Annotated in this window: 11 protein-coding genes; 8 read left to right on the forward strand and 3 right to left on the reverse strand. The window is 61.9% G+C overall.

Features of this window, described 5'->3' with window-relative positions; translation table 11 throughout:
- Positions 1 to 131: 131 nt before the first annotated feature.
- Genes QQL85_RS22500 through QQL85_RS22510 form a run of 3 tightly spaced genes read left to right on the forward strand, consistent with a single transcriptional unit; the run spans position 132 to position 4,692 of the window.
- Positions 132 to 1,310, forward strand: coding sequence for an efflux RND transporter periplasmic adaptor subunit (locus QQL85_RS22500; protein ID WP_284356584.1), 1,179 nt, complete (start codon positions 132 to 134; stop codon positions 1,308 to 1,310).
- On the forward strand, positions 1,311 to 3,275 hold the full coding sequence (locus QQL85_RS22505; RefSeq protein ID WP_284356583.1) for a MacB family efflux pump subunit: 1,965 nt from the start codon (positions 1,311 to 1,313) through the stop codon (positions 3,273 to 3,275). It abuts the gene before it with no gap.
- A gap of 4 nt (positions 3,276 to 3,279) precedes the next feature.
- Positions 3,280 to 4,692 carry an efflux transporter outer membrane subunit gene (locus QQL85_RS22510; protein WP_284356582.1) on the forward strand — a complete coding sequence of 471 codons (1,413 nt, stop codon included), beginning with the start codon at positions 3,280 to 3,282 and terminating at the stop codon, positions 4,690 to 4,692.
- Between the two features lie 13 nt (positions 4,693 to 4,705).
- Here QQL85_RS22510 and pvdP read toward each other — a convergent pair whose 3' ends face one another.
- Entirely contained in the window at positions 4,706 to 6,328 is a 1,623-nt protein-coding gene (gene pvdP, locus QQL85_RS22515) for a pyoverdine maturation tyrosinase PvdP (protein ID WP_284356581.1), read from the reverse strand.
- Between the two features lie 221 nt (positions 6,329 to 6,549).
- On the opposite strand from pvdP, the gene pvdM reads away from it, so the two are divergent.
- The 5 genes from pvdM to QQL85_RS22540 all read left to right on the forward strand — a co-directional run bounded on the left by pvdM (position 6,550) and on the right by QQL85_RS22540 (position 14,535).
- Positions 6,550 to 7,896, forward strand: a complete 1,347-nt coding sequence (gene pvdM, locus QQL85_RS22520) for a pyoverdine-tailoring dipeptidase-like protein PvdM (protein ID WP_284356580.1) — start codon at positions 6,550 to 6,552, stop codon at positions 7,894 to 7,896.
- 14 nt (positions 7,897 to 7,910) lie between these two features.
- Positions 7,911 to 9,200 carry a pyoverdine-tailoring periplasmic protein PvdN gene (gene pvdN / locus QQL85_RS22525; RefSeq protein ID WP_284356579.1) on the forward strand — a complete coding sequence of 430 codons (1,290 nt, stop codon included), beginning with the start codon at positions 7,911 to 7,913 and terminating at the stop codon, positions 9,198 to 9,200.
- 36 nt (positions 9,201 to 9,236) lie between these two features.
- Positions 9,237 to 10,133 (forward strand): dihydropyoverdine dehydrogenase, encoded by an 897-nt coding sequence (gene pvdO / locus QQL85_RS22530; RefSeq protein WP_284356578.1) that lies wholly within the window; start codon positions 9,237 to 9,239, stop codon positions 10,131 to 10,133.
- 35 nt (positions 10,134 to 10,168) lie between these two features.
- Positions 10,169 to 11,818 (forward strand): cyclic peptide export ABC transporter, encoded by a 1,650-nt coding sequence (locus QQL85_RS22535; protein WP_284356577.1) that lies wholly within the window; start codon positions 10,169 to 10,171, stop codon positions 11,816 to 11,818.
- Positions 11,819 to 12,060: 242 nt separating this feature from the next.
- On the forward strand, positions 12,061 to 14,535 hold the full coding sequence (locus tag QQL85_RS22540) for a TonB-dependent siderophore receptor (protein WP_284356576.1): 2,475 nt from the start codon (positions 12,061 to 12,063) through the stop codon (positions 14,533 to 14,535).
- A 63-nt stretch (positions 14,536 to 14,598) separates the two neighbouring features.
- Here the strand turns inward: QQL85_RS22540 and QQL85_RS22545 are convergent, their stop codons facing one another.
- Both QQL85_RS22545 and QQL85_RS22550 read right to left on the reverse strand, forming a co-directional pair.
- Entirely contained in the window at positions 14,599 to 15,540 is a 942-nt protein-coding gene (locus tag QQL85_RS22545) for an alpha/beta hydrolase (protein WP_284356575.1), read from the reverse strand.
- 71 nt (positions 15,541 to 15,611) lie between these two features.
- Positions 15,612 to 19,856, reverse strand: a 4,245-nt coding sequence (locus QQL85_RS22550; RefSeq protein WP_284368779.1) for an amino acid adenylation domain-containing protein, incomplete at its 5' end; no start/stop codon positions are given.

Genomic DNA, 19,856 nt, shown 5'->3' on the forward strand with positions numbered 1-19,856 from the left:
AGCATTCTCAGCAACTTTCACACACCTGCGCCTGCCGGTTAAATCCTCTGCAGGGTCGATCGTTTATCTGGCACCGCTGTGTACGCCACGATTGGCAGGACATGACCACAACCCCTCGGCCGGAAGTTCCTATGAGTCGCCAAAACACTATCCGCCGCCGCTTGCTCATCGGCGGCATAAGCCTGCTTTCGGCCAGTTGCCTGATCGCCTGGAAGACGCTGCCCTCAAGCGGCCCTCAGACGCATACAGTGCCCGTCACGCGCGCCGATATCGAGAGCAGTGTTACCGCGCTGGGTACGCTGCAGCCACGCCAGTATGTTGACGTCGGCGCACAGGCTTCAGGGCAGATCCGCACGCTGCATGTGGAAGTGGGTGATGAGGTGCGCAAAGGGCAACTGTTGGTGGAAATTGACCCCTCCACCCAACAGGCCCGAGTCGATGCCGGTCGTTTCTCGATCGAGAACCTCAAGGCGGAGCTGGCCGAACAACGCGCCGAGTATCAATTGGCACAGCAACAGTACCGGCGCCAACGCGACCTGGCTGCCGCCAACGCCACCCGCGACGAAGACCTGCAAACCGCGCAGGCGCAACTGAAAGTCACCGAAGCACGCATTGCCAAGTACCAGGCACAGATACGCCAGGCACATGCGAGCCTGCGCAGCGATGAAGCGGAGCTGGGTTACACCCGTATCTATGCGCCCATGGACGGTACCGTTGTGGCGGTGGATGCCCGTGAGGGCCAGACGCTCAACGCGCAGCAGCAGACACCGTTGATCCTGCGTATCGCCAAGTTGTCGCCCATGACGGTCTGGGCGCAGGTATCGGAAGCAGATATTGGCCGGGTAGTGCCTGGTATGTCGGTCTATTTCACGACCTTGGCCGGCGGCAAGCGCCGCTGGACCAGCAAGGTTCGCCAGATCCTGCCCGTTTCGCCCAAACCGCTCGAGCAGACCAGTCGGGGGGGAGGCAGCCCGGCCAGCGCCAGCAACGGCACTGCCGGCAGCCAGGTGGTGCAATACACGGTCCTGCTCGATGTGGACAACCCCGATGGCGCCCTGATGGCCGAAATGACGACCCAGGTATTCTTTGTTGCCGGTGCAGCCAGCCAGGTACTGACTGCTCCCCTGGCCGCGCTGGACGACACCAACGAGAACGGCATGCACATTGCCCAAGTGCTGAACCGTGAAGGACAGATCGAACAGCGACAGGTTCGCACCGGCTTGAGCGATCGCCTGCGTGTCCAGATCCTTGATGGCTTGAGCGAAGGCGAGCAAGTGATCATCGGCGCACACCGCGCCAGCGGAGGTTGAATGAACACGCCGCTGATCGAGCTCCAGGATATCCGCAAAGTCTATGGTGGCGTCGACACGCCCACGGTAGAAGTGCTGCGCGGTATCAGCCTGAGCATTCACCCCGGCGAGTTCGTCGCGATCGTCGGTGCATCCGGCTCAGGCAAATCGACGCTGATGAACATCCTCGGTTGCCTCGACCGCCCTACCAGCGGCCGCTATCACTTCGCCGGCAAAGATGTCGCCGAACTGGACAGCGACGCGTTAGCCTGGCTTCGTCGCGAAGCCTTCGGCTTTGTCTTCCAGGGTTATCATTTGATTCCGTCCGGCTCGGCCCAGGAAAACGTCGAGATGCCAGCGATCTATGCAGGCACCCCGGCGCATCAGCGCCATGTCAGAGCTACCGCACTGCTGGAGCGACTGGGCCTGGCCAACCGCACGGGCAACCGGCCACATCAGCTCTCCGGGGGCCAGCAACAACGGGTTTCCATCGCCCGCGCACTGATGAACGGCGGTCACATCATTCTTGCCGACGAACCCACCGGCGCGCTCGACAGCCATAGCGGTGCCGAGGTCATGGCCTTGCTCGACGAGCTGGCCAGCCAGGGGCATGTCATCATTCTCATTACCCACGACCGTGAGGTTGCCGCCCGGGCCCATCGAGTGATCGAAATACGCGACGGTCAGATGACCAGCGACTCGGCTGCGGATCACCCCCCTCAACTCTTGGGCCAAGGCCTGCAAGCCGAAGACCTCCGCCAGCGCCTGAGCCGAGGGGTCAACCTGCGCGGCAACTGGAAAGGCGAGTTGGTCGAAGCACTCCAGGCGGCGTGGCGGGTGATGTGGATCAACCGTTTTCGCACCGCGCTCACGTTGCTGGGCATCGTAATCGGCGTTGCATCGGTGGTGGTCATGCTGGCGGTAGGCGAAGGCAGCAAGCGCCAGGTCATGGCGCAAATGGCTGCGTTCGGTTCCAACATCCTGTACCTCAACGGGAAACCACCCACCCTGCGCGAGCCAGCAGGCACCATCACCCTGGACGACGTCTCCGCCATCAGCGAGTTGCCACTGGTCAAACACATCATGCCGGTGATCGGCGAGAAGATGATGGTGCGCCATGGCAATAACAGCCAGCCCTTCTATGTAGGCGGCAACAACACCTGGTTCCCGGAAATTTTCAACTGGCCCGTGGCGCAGGGCACGTTCTTCAGCGAGGCGGACGAGGCCAATGGCGCGGCAGTCGCGGTGATCGGCCAGAAGGTACGGGAAAAGATGCTCCCCCCAGACCGCGACCCGCTGGGTCAGTACCTGCTGATTGGTAACGTGCCCTTCCAGGTCGTGGGCATTCTGGTTGGCAAGGGCGCCAGTTCCGGCGACCAGGACAGTGACGGACGCATCGTGGTGCCCTACTCGGCCGCTGCCGTGCGCCTGTTCGGCCACCGCGACCCAGACTACATCACCGTCGCCGCACTGGACTCAAGCCAGGTCAACGAAACCGAAGCCTCTATCGAACACCTGTTGCGCGCACGCCATCAAGGCAAGCACGACTTCGAGCTGACCAACGACGCGGCACTCATTCAGGCCGAAGCCCGTACACAGAGCAGCCTGTCGCTGATGCTCGGCGCCATTGCCGCCATCTCCCTGCTGGTGGGCGGCATCGGCGTCATGAACATCATGCTGATGACCGTTCGTGAGCGCACGCGGGAAATTGGCATCCGCATGGCCACTGGCGCACGTCAGCGCGACATCCTGCGGCAATTTCTGACTGAGGCGGTCCTGCTCTCGATGGTTGGCGGGGTGAGCGGAATCGTGCTGGCGCTGGGGCTGGGTGTTGGCCTGATGCTGGCGAACATCGCCGTAGCCTTCGCCCTGCCTGCCATTCTTGGCGCATTCGCCTGCGCCGTCGTCACAGGAGTCGTGTTCGGCTACATGCCTGCGCGCAAAGCTGCTCGCCTTGACCCTGTCAAAGCCCTTTCCAGCGAATGACCCCATGATATTGCCAAGTCGCATCAACCTTTTGACGTTAAGCCTGTGCCTTGCCGCCTGCAGCACACCGCCCTCCCCTTCACCCGCCATCGATGCACCCCTGGCATGGCAGACGGCGGTGCCAGCCAGCACATCTGCCTGGCCGGACAGTGCCTGGTGGAAAGCCTTCGCCAGCCCGCAACTGGACCGCTTGATCGAACGTGCCCGGCACAACAGCCACGACCTGGCTGCCGCCGCTGCCCGGGTACGGCAGGCCCAGGCCAACGCCGTGATCGCAGGCGCCCCGTTGCTGCCAGAGGTGCAATTTGCACTGGATGCCAGCAAGCAACACCTGATGCATGGCACAGGCAGCAGTCAGCTGGATGTCAGCTCAAGCGAGCGCACCAGCAAGTCCTACGCCAACGTTCTGTCGGCCAGCTACGAAGTCGACTTCTGGGGCGCCGTACGTGCGGCGCGTGACAGCGCCCTGTTCAGCCTTGATGCCAGTCGGTTCGACCGCCAGACGGTAGAGCTGACCGTGGTCAGCTCAGTTGCCGACACCTATCTGCGCGGCCTGGCACTGGATGAGCAATTGCGCATCGCTCGGCTGAACCTGCGCAATGCGCGCGACGTCCTGCAGTTGGTCGAAGCGCGGCAGCGCTCAGGGACGACAACGCGCCTGGAGCTCGCCCAGCAACGCAGCCTGGTAGCGGCACAGGAGCGTCAGTTGCCATTGCTCGAGCAGCAGAATCAGGATAACCGGGTCACCTTGGCCACCCTGCTGGGCGATCCTGTGCAAAAACTGCCAACCAACCAGGAAACCATCAGCAACCTGAACTGGCCGCAGATCGGCAGCGGCGTCCCCAGCGAACTGCTCGGGCGTCGCCCTGACATTGCAACTGCCGAAGCCCGCCTTGCCGCAGCCAACGCCGATGTTCAAGTAGCAAGGGCGGCAATGCTGCCCAAGCTGACCCTTGGCGCCAACCTGGGCACAGGCGCCGATACCCTGGCCAACCTGTTCGAAGGCCCCTACTACACCCTCACTGCCGGCCTGGCAGCGCCAATATTCAATAATGGGCGCTTGCGTGCCTCTCGCGACCTCGCCCTGGCGCAACGGCAAGAACTGCTTGAGGACTATCGCAGTAGCATCGTGTCAGGCTTTGCCGACGTCGAAAAAGCCCTCAACAGCATTGAAGGCGTGGACCGCCAGCGTCGGTGGCAAGATGAGGAAGTGGAACAGGCGCGCATTGCTTTCGACCTGGCGCAACGCCGTTATGCGGCCGGCGCCGAAACCCTGCTGAGCGTGCTTGAAACCCAGCGTACCCTCTACCAGGCCCAAGACCAGCAAGTACAGCTGCTGCTATCGCGGCTGCAGGGCAGCATCGCACTGTACAAAGCCCTGGGCGGTGGCTGGCAGACAGAAAAGCAAACGCTGTAACGACGACGTGCGCTCAACGCGCACGTTGTTTCATTTTCAGGTGCCGGGCATACCAGGGCCGACGCGGCACCTTGCTGGCCAAGCCGGCAAAACGCTCTTCATCCGCATAGATGACACGCATCGCCAGCTTCATGGTCTCCGGGTCCATTTCCACGCTTTTGCCAACCTGCAACCCAGGCACCGTGCTGCAGCCATGCGTGTCCGGCCCCAACCAGGGGTCGGACACCTCCACCCAGCGCCCCTCGGCGAACCAGTGCACGCCATTGACCTGCTGGCGCACCACTTGGCCCGGATGGTAGCGCTCATGGGCTCGATACCAGTCTTCGATACGGTCGTCGATCCAACCATGAAAACGCCAGAATACCGGGTTGACATGGGATGAAAACGGATCGCCCAGAAAGTCATTTTCAGCCGCGAACCAGCGCGCGGCATAGTCGTCCGGGGTGCGTGCCATGGGTATTGGCAAGCCATTGACCGGGTCCCGCGGCACTGACGCCCAACGCATGTGCAACCAGTCATGCAGCCCCAGTTCAACCTCCGAACCGAACTGCCCCAAGGTCAGCTTGGCCAGGTACTCCGGGTCACTGTATCGGGACTCCCACACCTGAAAATTGGCATGAAACGCTTCGGAGCCCTTGATATCCCGCACCCACTGCGTGTATTCGTCGTCTCCATACGCCAGCCAGGTGGGCGGCAGCGCATCCCCGTCGACATTATCGAAGTAACGAGCGAAGCCGGCACGGTCCCGCTCCAGTTCTGGCTGGGGCAAGGGGAACTTCGTCCACGATGGCAGCGCCTGCATCGACCGCGCCTTGTTCAGCATGTGTCGATGCATGAACAGGAAGTCTTCGCCCGAGCCATTGCGGTCTTTGTGCCGGCCACGCGCATCACGCTCACGCTGCGGAGGCCCAGGTTGCCAGCCGAGCCCGCGCAGCGCGTTGCGGTTGTCTTGCGCAAGCCGGTGCCACTTGTCCCGCGATGCATGCCAAAGTTGATGGAAAAGGCGGTGCTCGGGTGTGACCAGCCAGGCAAGCAACTGCGGCTGGAGCGCGGCATGCTCCCGGGCTTCGGGGAACATGCGCTTGCTGACCAGGAACTGATTGTCCTGAAGCGGCATGGCCAGCGGCCGGTCCAGCCGCGAGATACGGCCATTGAGCGTGGCGGGCCCCGCATTTCCGAACTCGCCCCAGACCTCATCGAGTACCACATGGCATTCGTACAGCGGGGCAGCCACATCGCGGTGGAACAAGCGCCAACGCAACTTGCCCGGCGAATCGGCCAATACCTCGCCAACGACCCGGTAACGCGGCTCATCGATTGCGCGCAAGCGCTGCGGGGTGTCCAGATAGCCGCGCAAACCACGGCCCGTCGGGGCAACATCAAGAAACAACTCCAGCGTTTGCTCAGGCAAGCCCTCCAGGCCGGCGTCCGCCCCCAAAAAGGTCCAGCTCCACACACCTCGCAGGGCATCACCCAGCTGCCTGACCGCTGTATCAGCCAGTTCGACGACGGCTTCACCGGGGGTCTCCGGAAATGCTTCTGGGCGTGTGAGCTGGCGATGCACATAGAGCGCGCCGGGCACCGCCACGCCGGTAAGGGCCACACCCGCGATGAACCCTCGTCGAGAAATCGTCATTGAATTACCTGTGCCTGTCATTAGCGCCGCATGCACGGCCCATCGATGGCTAGAACGTAGGCCAGGCGCCGAAATTTAACCCTCTTGCTGGCCGCCTCTGGGCACCTGCACGACATCGGCGCATGGCTTGGGTGCGTTAAATTTCCGCAGCCAGCGATCGTTCCCTCCAGGTAGCAATGGCCTCGTGCCTGAACCTTTACGGTGAACTTGTTGAGACCGAGATGACGACACCTCGCTGGAAAAAAGCGCTGTACACAAGCCTGGCGGTGACCTTGACTGCAGGTGTCGGCTTCGCCGCCTGGCAGCAGCTCGCGCGCGAAGACGGTTACCCCAAGGACGTGATCAAGCAGGCGAACGAGCTGCAGGACCGCATGCTCTCCTTCGACAGCCACATCACCCTGCCATTGAATTACGGCAATGAGGGCAACGAAGCTGACAAGGACGGCGGTGGCCGCTTCGACCTGGTGAAGGCTGCGCGAGGCCGGCTATCGGGTGCTGCGCTGACGATCTTCGCCTGGCCGGAATCCTGGACGGGTGACAACGGCCCGCACCGCCCGACCCCCGGCTTCGTCGAAGCGGCCCGCCATACCCAGGAGGTTCGCTACAAGGCCATCAGTGCCATGGCACGCGACTTCCCCAACCAGGCAGGGATTGCCTACACCCCTCAAGACATGCGTCGCCTGCACGGTGAAGGGAAGTTCGCCATCTTCATCAGCATGCTCAACGCCTACGCGCTGGGCGATGACATCGACCAGCTGGACAAGTGGGCCGCGCGCGGCATGCGCATGTTCGGCTTCAGTTATGTCGGTAACAATAGCTGGGCCGATTCCTCGCGGCCGCTGCCATTCTTCAACGACACACCGGATGCCCTGGGCGGATTGTCGGCTGTCGGCCGCAAGGCGGTGCAGCGCCTGAATGACCTGGGCGTGATCATTGACGTGTCGCAAATGTCGACCCAGGCCCTGACCCAGGTCGCCCAACTCAGTCGCGCCCCGCTCGTGGCCTCGCACTCAGCGCCCCGGGCAGCGGTGAACATCCCGCGCAACCTCAGCGACAAGGAAATGCAACTGATCAAGGACAGCGGTGGCGTGATCCAGATCGTTGCCTTTGGTCAGTACCTCAAGCCCCTCAGCGAGGACACGCAGGCACAGCTCAACAGCCTGCGCGCCCGCTTCAGCCTGCCCCCCTTGCCGAATCAGGCTTATGCACTGATGCCGGGCGATCCGATCATCGCCGGCTGGCCGGAACAGAAGGTGGGCGAGTATGCCGGCGCGTTGTACGCGATCCTCGAGCAAGAACCCCAGGCCAGCCTCAAGGACTACGGCGATGCCATCGACTATGCCGTGCGCAAGGTCGGCATCGACCACGTTGGCATCAGTTCGGACTTCAACGAAGGCGGCGGTATTGCGGGCTTCAACGATGTCAGCGAAGTACGCAATGTCACCGCCGAACTGATCACCCGCGGGTACACAGAAGCCGACATCACCAAATTATGGGGTGGCAACTTCCTCAGGGTCTGGGAGCAAGTGCAAGGCGCTGCCCTACCTACCGCCACCTCTTCCCGATGAGCAGCGAGCCATCCATGACCGATCGTCGTACATTCCTCAAACAGGCCGGCGTGCTGGCTGCCGGGCTACCACTGGCCAACCCGCTGTTCGGCACGGCCCTCGCCGCACCGGCAACTGCAACAAACACTGGCACCGACGACTGGGCCGCTTTTCGTGCCTTGTTCGACCTTGACCCTGACTATGCCCACTTCGCCAACTTCCTGATCACTTCGCACCCCAAGCCAGTGCGCGATGCCATCGCCGCATACCGTGCCGAGCTCAACCGCCACCCCGCCCGCTGCGTAGACTGGGACACTCAGGCCGAGTGGAAGCGCGAAGCCGAAGTGCGCGACTGGGCAGGCCGCTACCTGGAGGTCAACCCCCGGCAGATTGCCCTGACCGGCAGCACGACTGAAGGCCTGGGGCTGATCTACGCGGGCCTGCGCCTGACAGCGCAACAGGAAATTCTGACGACCGAACACGAGCACTACTCTACCCGCAACATTCTCGCCTATCGCACCCAGCGCGAAGGCACCCGGGTACGCAAGGTGAGGTTGTTCAAAGAGCCGGCAACGGTCTCTGACGATGAAGTACTGGGTACGCTGGCAAAGGCCATTCGCCCGGAAACACGCGTGCTGGGCATGACCTGGGTGCACTCGGGCAGTGGCGTGAAATTGCCGGTAGGCAAGATCGGCGAGCTGGTGGAAAGCATCAACCGCAAACGTGACGAAGCCGACCAGATCCTCTATGTGATCGACGGTGTCCACGGCTTCGGCGTCGAGAACATGCGCTTTGCCGATCTCAAATGCGATTACTTCATTTCGGGCACCCACAAGTGGATGTTCGGGCCACGTGGCACCGGCATCATCTGCGCCCGCAGCACCGAACTCAAACACCTGGTGCCCACCTTCGCCACGTTCTCCGAAAACGAAGATTTCGCCACCATCATGACCCCGGGCGGCTACCACGCCTTCGAACACCGCTGGGCCCTGGGCAAAGCATTCGAACTGCACTTGCAACAGGGTAAAGCGGCCGTTCAGGCACGGATCCACGGGCTCAACGACTATCTCAAGCAACAGCTTGCCCAGTACCCCGCTGTCGAACTGGTAACCCCCCGCAGCGCAAGTCATTCATCGGGGTTCACCTTCTTCCGCGTGAAGAATCAGGATGCCGACGAAGTCGCAAGCGCGCTCAACCGCCAGCGCATCGTGGTGGATGCCGTGTCGCGGGATGTAGGCCCGGTGATCCGCACTGCACCCGGGCTGTTGAATACCGAAGCCGAAATCGATCGGTTGATCCACGTCCTGGCAGGGCGTTTTGCCTGATTTTCCTCTCTTGCCACTGCATCTGGAACCTGACACATGCGCAACCCACTGACCTCCCCCAGCACACCCTCCGTTCGAACGCGACAATTGCTCAGCACCAGCCTGCTGCTGATCTTGAGCGCCGCCGCCCAGGCCGCCGATGTCGCAAAACCGGGCGCCGTCTTCCAGGATTGCCCGCACTGCCCGGAAATGGTCGTGCTACCTGCTGGCAGCTTCGTCATGGGGACACCGCAAGGAGAAGTCGGCCGCGAGGACGATGAAGGGCCTCAGCACACGGTGACGTTCGCCAAACCGTTCGCCATCAGTCGATACCACGTCACGGCCGCAGAACTGGACGCCTATATCAAGGCAAGCGGCGTCAGGATCGCAGACGGTGACACCCGTCCAGGGCGCCTGTGCAAGGCCAGCAAACCCAGTTACCCACAAGGCCCACGGCAGCCCGCCGTCTGCGTCAGCTGGACCGACGTTCAGCATTATGCCCAATGGCTGTCACGCAAGACCGGCCACACCTACCGCATGGTCAGCGAGGCCGAACGGGAGTATGCCGCCCGCTCTGGCTCTTCTGGCCCGTTCCCATTCCCGTTCGATGACAACGACGAGAAAAGGTACAGCATCGCCAAGCATGCCAATACCTACGGCCCAACCGATGGCTATTCGTATACCGCGCCGGTGGGGCGCTATCCGGCCAACGCCTTTGGCATGTACGACATGCACGGCAATGTTTACGAATGGGTCGCCGACTGCCTGAACACAGACTATGAGGGCGCACCCAGCGATGGCAGCGCCTGGATGACAGGTGACTGCAGCATTCACATCATGCGCGGCAACGACTGGGGAGAAGCCCCGGTTTTCTCGCGCTCTGGCAACCGCAACAGCCGGGCAACCGAAGTGCGCGGTGATTTCCTCGGGTTCCGCGTTGCCCGCGAACTCTGAACGCCCTCAATCGACCTGCGACTCGGGAGTCTCGAATGACCAGCAAACCTCGTGGGGCCATCAGGGAACTGTTCGGCCTGCTCAAACCCTTCTGGCCACTGGTGTCAGTTTCAATCGCCCTCGGCATGCTTGGTGGCCTGAGCGTCACTGCCCTGCTGGCGACCATCAACACAGCCCTGCATAACGACGCAGGCCTCACCCAAGGTGTGGTCATCGGTTTTGCCGGTCTATGCCTGCTGGCCTTGGCAAGCACGATCGTATCGGACATCGGCACCAACTATGTGGGCCAACACATCATTGCCAGGTTGCGCCTCCAGCTGGGCGAAAAAGTGCTCGCAGCGCCCATCGACCAGATCGAGCGTTACCGCAGCCATCGCCTGATTCCAGTGCTGACCCATGACGTCGACACGATCAGTGACTTCGCCTTCGCCTTCGCACCACTGGCCATTTCCCTGACGGTGACCCTCGGCTGCCTGGGCTACCTGGCTTACCTGTCGCTGCCCATGTTCCTGGTGATGCTGATCGCCATCGGTATCGGCACTGCCTTGCAGTTCGCTGCCCGCAGCTATGGCATGCGTGGTTTCGAAGCTGCACGTGAGGCCGAAGACGATTTGCAAAAGCACTACAATGCGATCGCCGAGGGGGCCAAGGAGTTGCGCATCCACCGCCCCCGCCGCAAACGCATGTTCAGCCACGGTATCCGCGATACCGCTAACCGCATCTGCGCCACGCAGGTGCGCTCGATCAACACGTTCGTCATCGCCAAGACGCTTGGCTCGATGCTGTTCTTCGTGGTGATCGGCCTGGCGCTGGCCATGCAGTCCTGGTGGCCCAGCCGTGACGAGACGGTCATGAGCGGCTTCGTGCTGGTGTTGCTCTACATGAAAGGCCCGCTCGAACACCTGATCGGCACGTTGCCAATCATCAGCAAGGCGCAGATCGCCTTCCACCGTATTGCAGAACTGTCCCGCCAGTTCTCTTCTCCGGAACCCCACCTGCTGCTCGATGACGCCAGCCAGCCGCACACCAACCTGCAAAGCCTGGAGCTGAACGATGTCTGCTACAGCTTCCCAACGGTCCCTGGTGCCGCGCCTTTCCAGCTGGGCCCGGTCAACCTGCGCATCAAGCAGGGTGAAATCGTGTTTATCGTCGGTGAGAACGGCTGCGGCAAGACAACCCTGATCAAATTGCTGCTAGGCCTCTATGCGCCGCAAAAAGGCAGTGTGTCACTCAATGGGCAACCGGTGACGGCCTTGAGCCGTGACGATTACCGGCAGTTGTTCACGACCATATTTGCCGACTATTACCTGTTCGACGACGTGATCCAGGGCGACAAACCGGTACCCGAAGATGCTGGCCGCTATTTGCGCCGACTTGAGATCGATCACAAGGTCAGCATTCGCGATGGCGCGTTCACCACCACAGACCTCTCCACCGGCCAGCGCAAGCGTCTGGCACTGGTAAGCGCCTGGCTCGAGGAACGCCCCGTGCTGGTATTCGATGAATGGGCGGCCGACCAGGACCCTACCTTCCGCCGCGTGTTCTACACCGAGTTGCTGCCCGACCTGAAACGCTTGGGCAAGACGATCATCGTCATCTCCCACGACGACCGCTATTTCGACGTAGCCGACCAGCTGGTGCGCATGCACACCGGCAAGGTCGTGAGCGAGCTGCTGACCGCCTGAACCCCCTTCAGGCGGTACCCGCGCGACACCTCGATGACGCACTGCAACCACCCTGGCGGGTTCGGTGCGTCGCACTCACCCGGTTCCTGCAACCTGCGCGGCGGCATGTGCAAGGGTGTGTCCGACGATAAATCTAAATGATAAACAGTTTTATTTCCGGTTTTTCGCAGGTGGTGCGTCAAATACGTCACAAACCAGAAAAACTCTCTTCCCTTCAACACTGACATACCAAGAGCATTGACATGCCAACACGACACACGCTGCATCCGCTGACGACGGCGTTACGCCTGCGTCACGCGTTCAAAGCCACATTCACCGGCATCGGGTTGAGCCTGGCATTGCCGATGGCCGCAATGGCACAGAGCCAGGTATGGCAGCTGGACATTCCTGCAGGTCCGCTGGCTCAGGCGCTGCAAGCGTTCAGCAACCAGACGGGCATGCAGATCCTGTTCAACCCCGCAGACGTCGAAGGCCTGCGCTCCCAAGGCCTGCGCGGCAGCCACACGCTGGATGCGTCGCTCAGACAACTGCTCGAAGGCACCGGCGTGCGCTACACCGTGCAGGACAATGCAATCTACTTCACCGGCTCCAACGCCAGCAGCGCCGAAGGCCAGGTCAGCCTGGAACCCTCGCTGGTTTCCAGCACCCGCGGTGAATCGGCCTGGGGCCCGGTAAAAGGCTATGTCGCCAAACGTACCGCCACGGCAACCAAAACCGATACATCAGTACTTGAAACCCCGCAAACCATCAACGTCATCACCCAGGATGAAATCAAAGCGCGTGGCGCACTCTCGGTAAGCGATGCCCTGCGCTACACCCCAGGCCTGCAGGTGGACGGTTTTACCGCTCGGGTGAAGGCCTTCGACGAGCCTACCTCGCGGGGCTTCAACGCCACCCCCATGTACCTGGACGGCCTGCACCTGCCCTACGGTGGCGGCAGTACCGGCGGCGCCCTGCAGATCGACCCCTACCTGCTCGAACGTGTGGAAGTGTTGAAGGGGCCTGCTTCGGTGCTGTACGGCCAGAACCAGCCTGGCGGCATGGTCAACATGGTGTCCAAACGGCCCACCGCCGAAGCGGTTCACTCGGTCACCGTCGGTACAGGTAGCTACGACCGCAAGTACGGCGCCTTCGACCTCGGCGGCCCGCTCGATGACCAAGGCACCTTTCTGTATCGCCTGACCGGCGTTGTGAACGACACCAATTCGGAAGTCGACTACGCCGATCAGAAGCGCATGACCCTTGCCCCAAGCCTGACCTGGAACGTCAACGACAGCACCACCCTGACTTTCTATGGCCACTTCCAGAAAGACAACGACACCCCCGAACCGCAAGGCCTGCCGGTATGGGGGACCGTGCTGGACAACCCCAATGGCAAGATTTCTCGCAGCCGATTCATCGGCGAGCCCAACTATGCCTCGTACGATCGCGACCAATTCACCTTGGGCTATGAACTTTCCCACGAGCTGAACGATGTCTGGACGCTCAAACAGAACACCCGTTACGCCTATGTGGATGACCGCTTCGTCTCCGTGCTGCACGGTTATGAGTTCATCACCAGCCCAACCACGGGCCTGAACAATCAAAGCGCGATCGGTCGCTATGCCATCGACTGGTCCCAGACCAACAAGGTGTTTGGCATCGACAACATGGCCCAGGCCGTGTTCAAGACTGGTGAAGTCGAACACACCCTGTTGATGGGCGTGGACTACTACCACTTCAACTCCGAGTTCCTCGGTCGCTATCAATATGCCCCACCGGGCATCGACCTCTACAACCCGGTCTACGGTGCACCCATTGACTTCAGCCAGGCATCGGTCAACACCTGGGACAACACCATCCGCCAGACCGGCGTCTACCTGCAGGACCAGATCAAGTGGGACCGCTGGTTCCTCACCCTGGGTGGCCGCTATGACTGGGCGACCACCGAGAACAACCAACCGCTCTACAAGGTCGACAACAGCATCAAGGACCAGAAGTTCTCTGGCCGGGTAGGCTTCGGCTATCTGTTCGACAACGGCATCACGCCGTACTTCAGCTACTCCGAATCGTTCCAGCCGAACACGGGCACCGATGTTTCCCGCAACACATTCGATGCATCGACCGGCAAGCAATATGAGGTGGGCATCAAGTACCAGCCTCCTGGCTCGAACAGCTTCGTTCAGGTATCGGCCTACCAAATCGACCGCAAGAACGTCCTGACCAGCGACCTGGCAAACCCTGGTTTCAGCAACCAGTCTGGCGAAGTGCGTTCAACCGGCCTGGAGATCGAAGGCAAGGCCGCACTGACCAACAACCTCAACCTGATCGCCTCGGTTTCGCGGGTTGACTCCGAGTTCACCAAGGACAACGACGGCATGAAAGGCCGCCATCCGCTTGGTATCTCGCCACTGACGGCCTCCAGCTGGCTGGACTACAAGATGCCGGACGACAGTGCCCTGCGTGGGCTTGGCTTCGGCGTCGGGGTTCGCTACGTTCGTAGCAGCCCAGGCACCAGCACCTCGTACCGCGAATTCGATGTGCCTTCGTACAGCGTGTGGGACGGGATGATTTCCTACGACCTGGAACGTTCGCCGCTGGCGATCAAGGGTGTCCGCGTCCAGGCCAACGTGGAAAACATCGACGACAAGCGCTATGTCAGCCGCTGCTCCGGGGTCTGGGAGTGCACATACGGCCAAGGCCGTACCATCACCGCCAACCTTACCTACGACTGGTAAGCACCTCGCCATGAAAAAAGGCGCCATCGAATGGCGCCTTTTTCATGCCTGCATTCAGGCCACCTATGGGGTCAACCAGTCATCAACGGCCGCATAAATGTCCGACACCCGCGAAGAAATACCGCTCATGCGCAGAAAATCGTGGGTGAAACCATGCTCGACCCGCAGCGTCACCTGGGTTCCCGCTTCCTGCAGACGTTGCGCCAGCGCCATGCCCTCGTCGAACAGCGGATCGAACTCGGCCAGGCTGATGAAGGTGCGTACCAGCGGTGTGGCGAAGTCGGCCAACAGCGGCGACAAACGCCAGTCCGTGCGTTGCTGCTCATCCGGGCAGTACTGCTGGTAGAACCAACGCAGGGTGTCGCGCTCCAGCAGGTAGCCCTCCTCGAACCGATCATGGGAAGGCCGCTCGCGTGAAATGTCGGCAACCGGATAGAACAGCAGTTGGGCTGCCGGCAGCAAACGGCATTCACCCCGTTGGGCACTCATGCTCACCACGCACGCAAGCGTCGCGCCGGCGCTGTCGCCCGCCACACTGACCGCGCAGGCATCGATACCCAGCCCGGCGGCCTGCTCGGCAAGCCATTGAGCCACATCTACGGCATCGTTCGAAGCGGCCGGGTGTACATGCTCAGGCGCCAGACGGTAGCCAACCGACACGACCGCCTGGCGGCCGCCAAAGGCCAGCCTGCGGCACACTGCATCATGCGAATCGAGGCTGCCGACCACGTTGCCGCCGCCATGAAAATAAAGAATGGCAGGCTGTATTGAATCCCCTGCGCACCGGTAAAGACGCACAGGCAGCAGATGGCCGTCACGCCCTTGCACATGCAGGTCTCGCACGACAAGGTCACTGGGCGGGGCGCTGTCGAGCATGCCCGACGTCAACTCGAACTCACTGCGCGCCTGAGCCACGCTCAGTTCGTGCATGGGCCGGGTTTTGCCGGACAAGCGCCCTAGTTGTGCCAATTCGAGAAAGCCTTCCAGATCTGGGTCCAGGGCCATGTTGATCAATCCTTGCATTGGTACGGTTCGAAAAGGTCTGAAAACCGCCCCGAGTGCCGGGGCGGTCTGTTTCAGTTGTTGATGTTGGCGACTTCGGGCAGCTCTCGAACCAGGCTCTGCAACCACGCTGGATGCTCGAGGATGTCGTAATGGCCGGCAGCGACTGCAATATCCGCGCTGCTGCCGGCGATGCGCCCGGCCACCTGCCCCGTACCCGCCCACCAGCAACACGCCATGGCCTGGGTACGCGGCAAACCCGTCAGTTGTTGCGAGAGCGTTTTGAGGTGCATTGCCACGCTGAAGGTGTAGGCCAGTTCAGCACTCTGCATGTCGACGAAGGCTGAAGCGGGAAGCTGCCCTCGCACCTGCTCGATGACCTCGGTCAGGCTGGCCAACGGGCTTTGCGCCGCCAGCGAAACCCCGGCCAGCGCTTCTTTGGGGGCCTGCAACACGACGGCCAGGAAGCCTTGCAGATCATCACTCCAGTCACCCGCCTGCGGCTCGCCCGCCAACGGGATGAAGCTGTCCACCAACCCCAGGAAGTTAACCTCCTGGCCTTGGCTTTCGAGCTCCTGTGTCACCAGGCACGCCAGTGCACCGCCCAACGACCAGCCCAGCAAATGGTAAGGCCCTTCGGGCTGTTTCTGCCGGATGTACTGGGCGTAATCGATGGCCATGGCCTGCAGTGACTCGTCCCGCCAGGCCGGGTCCAGCAGCATGCGACACTGCATGCCATACACACTGCGCTGGCCATCGAGCAGGCGCGCCACCGGTTCGTAGTCGAACACGGTGCCAAAGCCGGCATGCAGGCAGAACAGCGGCGGCTGGTGCCCGACGCGTGTATTGAGCAGCAACAGGGGGTCAAGGCTGTGACCATCGGTATACCCCGAAAGCTCACCGATGGTTGGCCTGGCCATGACATCCCGCAGCTTGAGGTCCAGCGAAAGCGCGTTGCTGGCGCGTACCCGGGAGAGCATTTTCAGCACGCGCAACGAGTCGCCACCCAGCTCGAAGAAGTTGTCATCGACGCCCACTTCTTCAACTTCCAGCACTTCCCGCCAGATGCCTGCCAGCGTCTGCTCGACAGCATTGCGGGGTGCCATCCGCTCGCGTTTCGCCAGCAGCGGTGCGGGCAAGGCATTGCGGTCCAGCTTGCCATTAGGGGTCAACGGCAAGGCGGGCAGTGCCACGATGTGCGCCGGCACCATGTAGTCTGGCAATGCACTGCGCAAACCCTCACGCAACTGCTCGGTCGTCGGCGCCCCCTGGGCGAGTACCACATAGCCGATCAATTGCTTGCCGGTGTCGCTATCGCGGGCAATGACCACGGCCTCGCGCACGCCCGAGTGGGCCCGCAAGCGCGCTTCGATTTCGCCCGGTTCAATCCGGAAACCGCGCACCTTGAGCTGATTGTCCAGCCGCCCGAGGTAATCGATCACACCGTCGGCACGGCGCCTCACCCGATCACCGGTTCGGTAGAGCCGGCCCGCCCTGCCGAACGGGTCGGCGATGAAACGTTCCGCAGTCAAGCCAGGCCGTTGGTGATAGCCGCGTGATAGGCCTTCACCACCGATGTACAGTTCACCAGCCACACCGTCGGGCAATGGATTGAGGTTGTCGTCCAGTACATAGAGCGTGCGCTCACCTACCCGCTCACCAATAGGCGCATACACGGCGCCACATGCCTGGCTGACCGGTACCTTCCACAAGAGCGGGGTCACCACTGTTTCGGTTGGGCCGTAACCATTCACCAGCCATTGGGGGCGCAACACGCGCTTGACGTCCTCGAACAACCCTTCTGGTACCGCATCACCGCCAAAACAGTAGACGCGAACGGGCGGTGGGCTGACGTCATGGTGCTGGGCGAACTCAACCATCTGTTGCAGGTAGGCTGGCGGGAAGCAAGCGATGTCGATGCGCTCAGCATGCAGCACCTGCAACGTTTCCTCCGCGGTCCACAGGCGATTGCCACGCAGTACCACGCAGCCACCCGCTTGCAAGGCCGACAGCCAACGCTCCTGGGCACCGTCGAAGGCGAACGACATGAACAGCAGTTCGCGGGTGGTGTCGTCCATCTCATAAAGGGCGGCAATGGCCTGGCAGTGCATGCGAATCTGCGCGTGGCTTACGGCCACGCCCTTGGGTTTTCCAGTGGAGCCCGAGGTGTAGATCAGGTAGGCCAGGTTGCCCGCGTGCGGCATCGAACCAGGCGCGGTCTGCGGCAAATCCTCTATCTGCAGCTTGTCCAGTTCGATGGCCGGCGCCTCTGCAGGGAAGCGGCCACGCAGGGCACTGTGAGTGAGCAACAGGGTCATTGCCGAATCTTCGACAATCCATTGCAGGCGGTCCTGCGGGTAGTCGATGTCCAAAGGCACATAAGCAGCGCCAGTCTTCATCACCGCCAGGAATGCCACCAGCGTCTGCACCGAGCGCTCCAAGCCAACGCCGATACGGCTTTCGGGTACAGCACCGCAACGGATCAGATGATGGGCAAGGCGATTGGCGCGGGCATCCAGTGCTGCGTAGCTCAAGGCTTGGTCACCACAGATAACGGCGGTCGCATGTGGGTTGCGCGCCGCCTGGGCTGCGATGATCTGAGCCAGAAGCGGTGGATTGCCATGGCCGGTCGCCGGGCTGAGCTGGTTGCGCCCCTGCATGTGCTCAAGCTGCGCCGGCGTCAGCATGCCCAGGCTGCCGATGGTTGCTTGCGGGTCGTCCAGCATCGCCTCCAGCAGGCACTCGAAATGGCCAAGCAAGGTTGCCGTGGCCTGTTCGGTGAAGCGATTTTTCAGGTACAGGAACTCTACACTGAGCGTTTCGCCGAGGTTTACCGCCAGATCCATGGCGTAGTTCGTGACATCCCGGGTACGTGTTTCGCCGAACGCCAAGGCGCTATCGCTGCTCTCGCGCAGGCGCTCATCGACCGGGTAGTTCTCGAACACCAGGATACTGTCGAACAAGGCCTGGCCCGGGTACCCGCTCCAACGTTGAACGTCGGACAGCGCGGCATGCTCATGGTCACGCAACTCCAGGTTGTAGGCTTGTAGCTCATCCAGCCAGTCAGCCACCTTTTGTTGAGGTTTCGGCGTCTGTACCACAGGCAGGGTGTTGATGAACAACCCCAGCATTTCATCTGCACCGGCCAGCGAAGGCGGGCGCCCGGCCACAGTGGCGCCGAAGCAGACCGTGGCTTGCCCGGTGTAACGCTGCAACAGCAGCAGCCAGGCTGCCTGGAACAACGTATTGGCCGTCACGCGCAGGCGTTGCGCCTGAGCTTTCAGGCGCCCAGTGCGCTGCGCATCCCAATTCAGGTACAGCGCACCATGCCCCCCGAGATCGGCCGAACACGGCTGGACCAGGCTTTCGGCCAGTAATGTAGGGCCCTCCAGCGCTTGCAAACGGGGGCGCCAGAATTGCTCCAGTTGTGCTTGCGGCTGGTTGGCCAGCCACTGGATGTAATGGCGATAGCGGCCACCCGGCTGATGGCCAGCACGACCGTGGTAAGCCTGGAAAACCTCGGCGAACAGGCGTGAGCTGCTCCAGCCGTCCATCAGGATGTGATGGCTGGTCCAGATCAGGTAGGTCCGCGTTTCACTGAGCTTGACCAGACTCAGGCGCATCAGCGGCGCTGCATGCATATCGAAGCCGTGCTCAGCCTCCTGGGCCGCCAGCTCATCAAGGGCTTGCAACGTGCAATCGCGATCGCTCCAGTCCAGTTGCACGACAGGCATCTCAACCTGGCGGTGGACAACCTGCAACGGCTCTGGCAGGTGTGCCAACGACAAGAACCCGGTGCGCAGCATGTCGAAGCGCTGCACGACGTTGCGCCAGGCAGCGATGAAACGCTGGATATCCAGGCCATCGACCGGCACGGCGACCTGGTTCACATAAAGCGCCGATTCCGGTGACTGCAGGGTGTGGAACAGCATGCCTTGCTGCATGGGCGACAGCGGGTAGATGTCCTCCACCTCGCTCAAAGCGATCGGCAAGCTGTCCAGCTGTGCCTGGCTCAGCCCGGCCAGCGGGAAGTCCGACGGCGTCGCCCCCTGGTGCTCGCGCTGCACGCAGTGCGCCACCACGGCCTCCAGCTCCTCGGTGTAGGCCTGCGCCAACGCCTGCACGGTCTCGTCGCGGAACATCTCGCGGCTGAAACTCCAGCCCAGGCTCAGCTCACCGCCATACACCTGGCCGTTGATCGACAGCCAGTTGCCCAACGGGGCCAGCGGGCTCTGATGGGCACCACCGTGCTCGCTCGCGGGTACGAACAGGCCTTGCTCGCCGTCGCCAAAGCTGGCGTCGAACTGGCCCAGGTAGTT

Source organism: Pseudomonas putida, assembly GCF_030159595.1.
In the GTDB taxonomy this organism is placed as follows: Bacteria; Pseudomonadota; Gammaproteobacteria; order Pseudomonadales; family Pseudomonadaceae; genus Aquipseudomonas; species Aquipseudomonas putida_AC.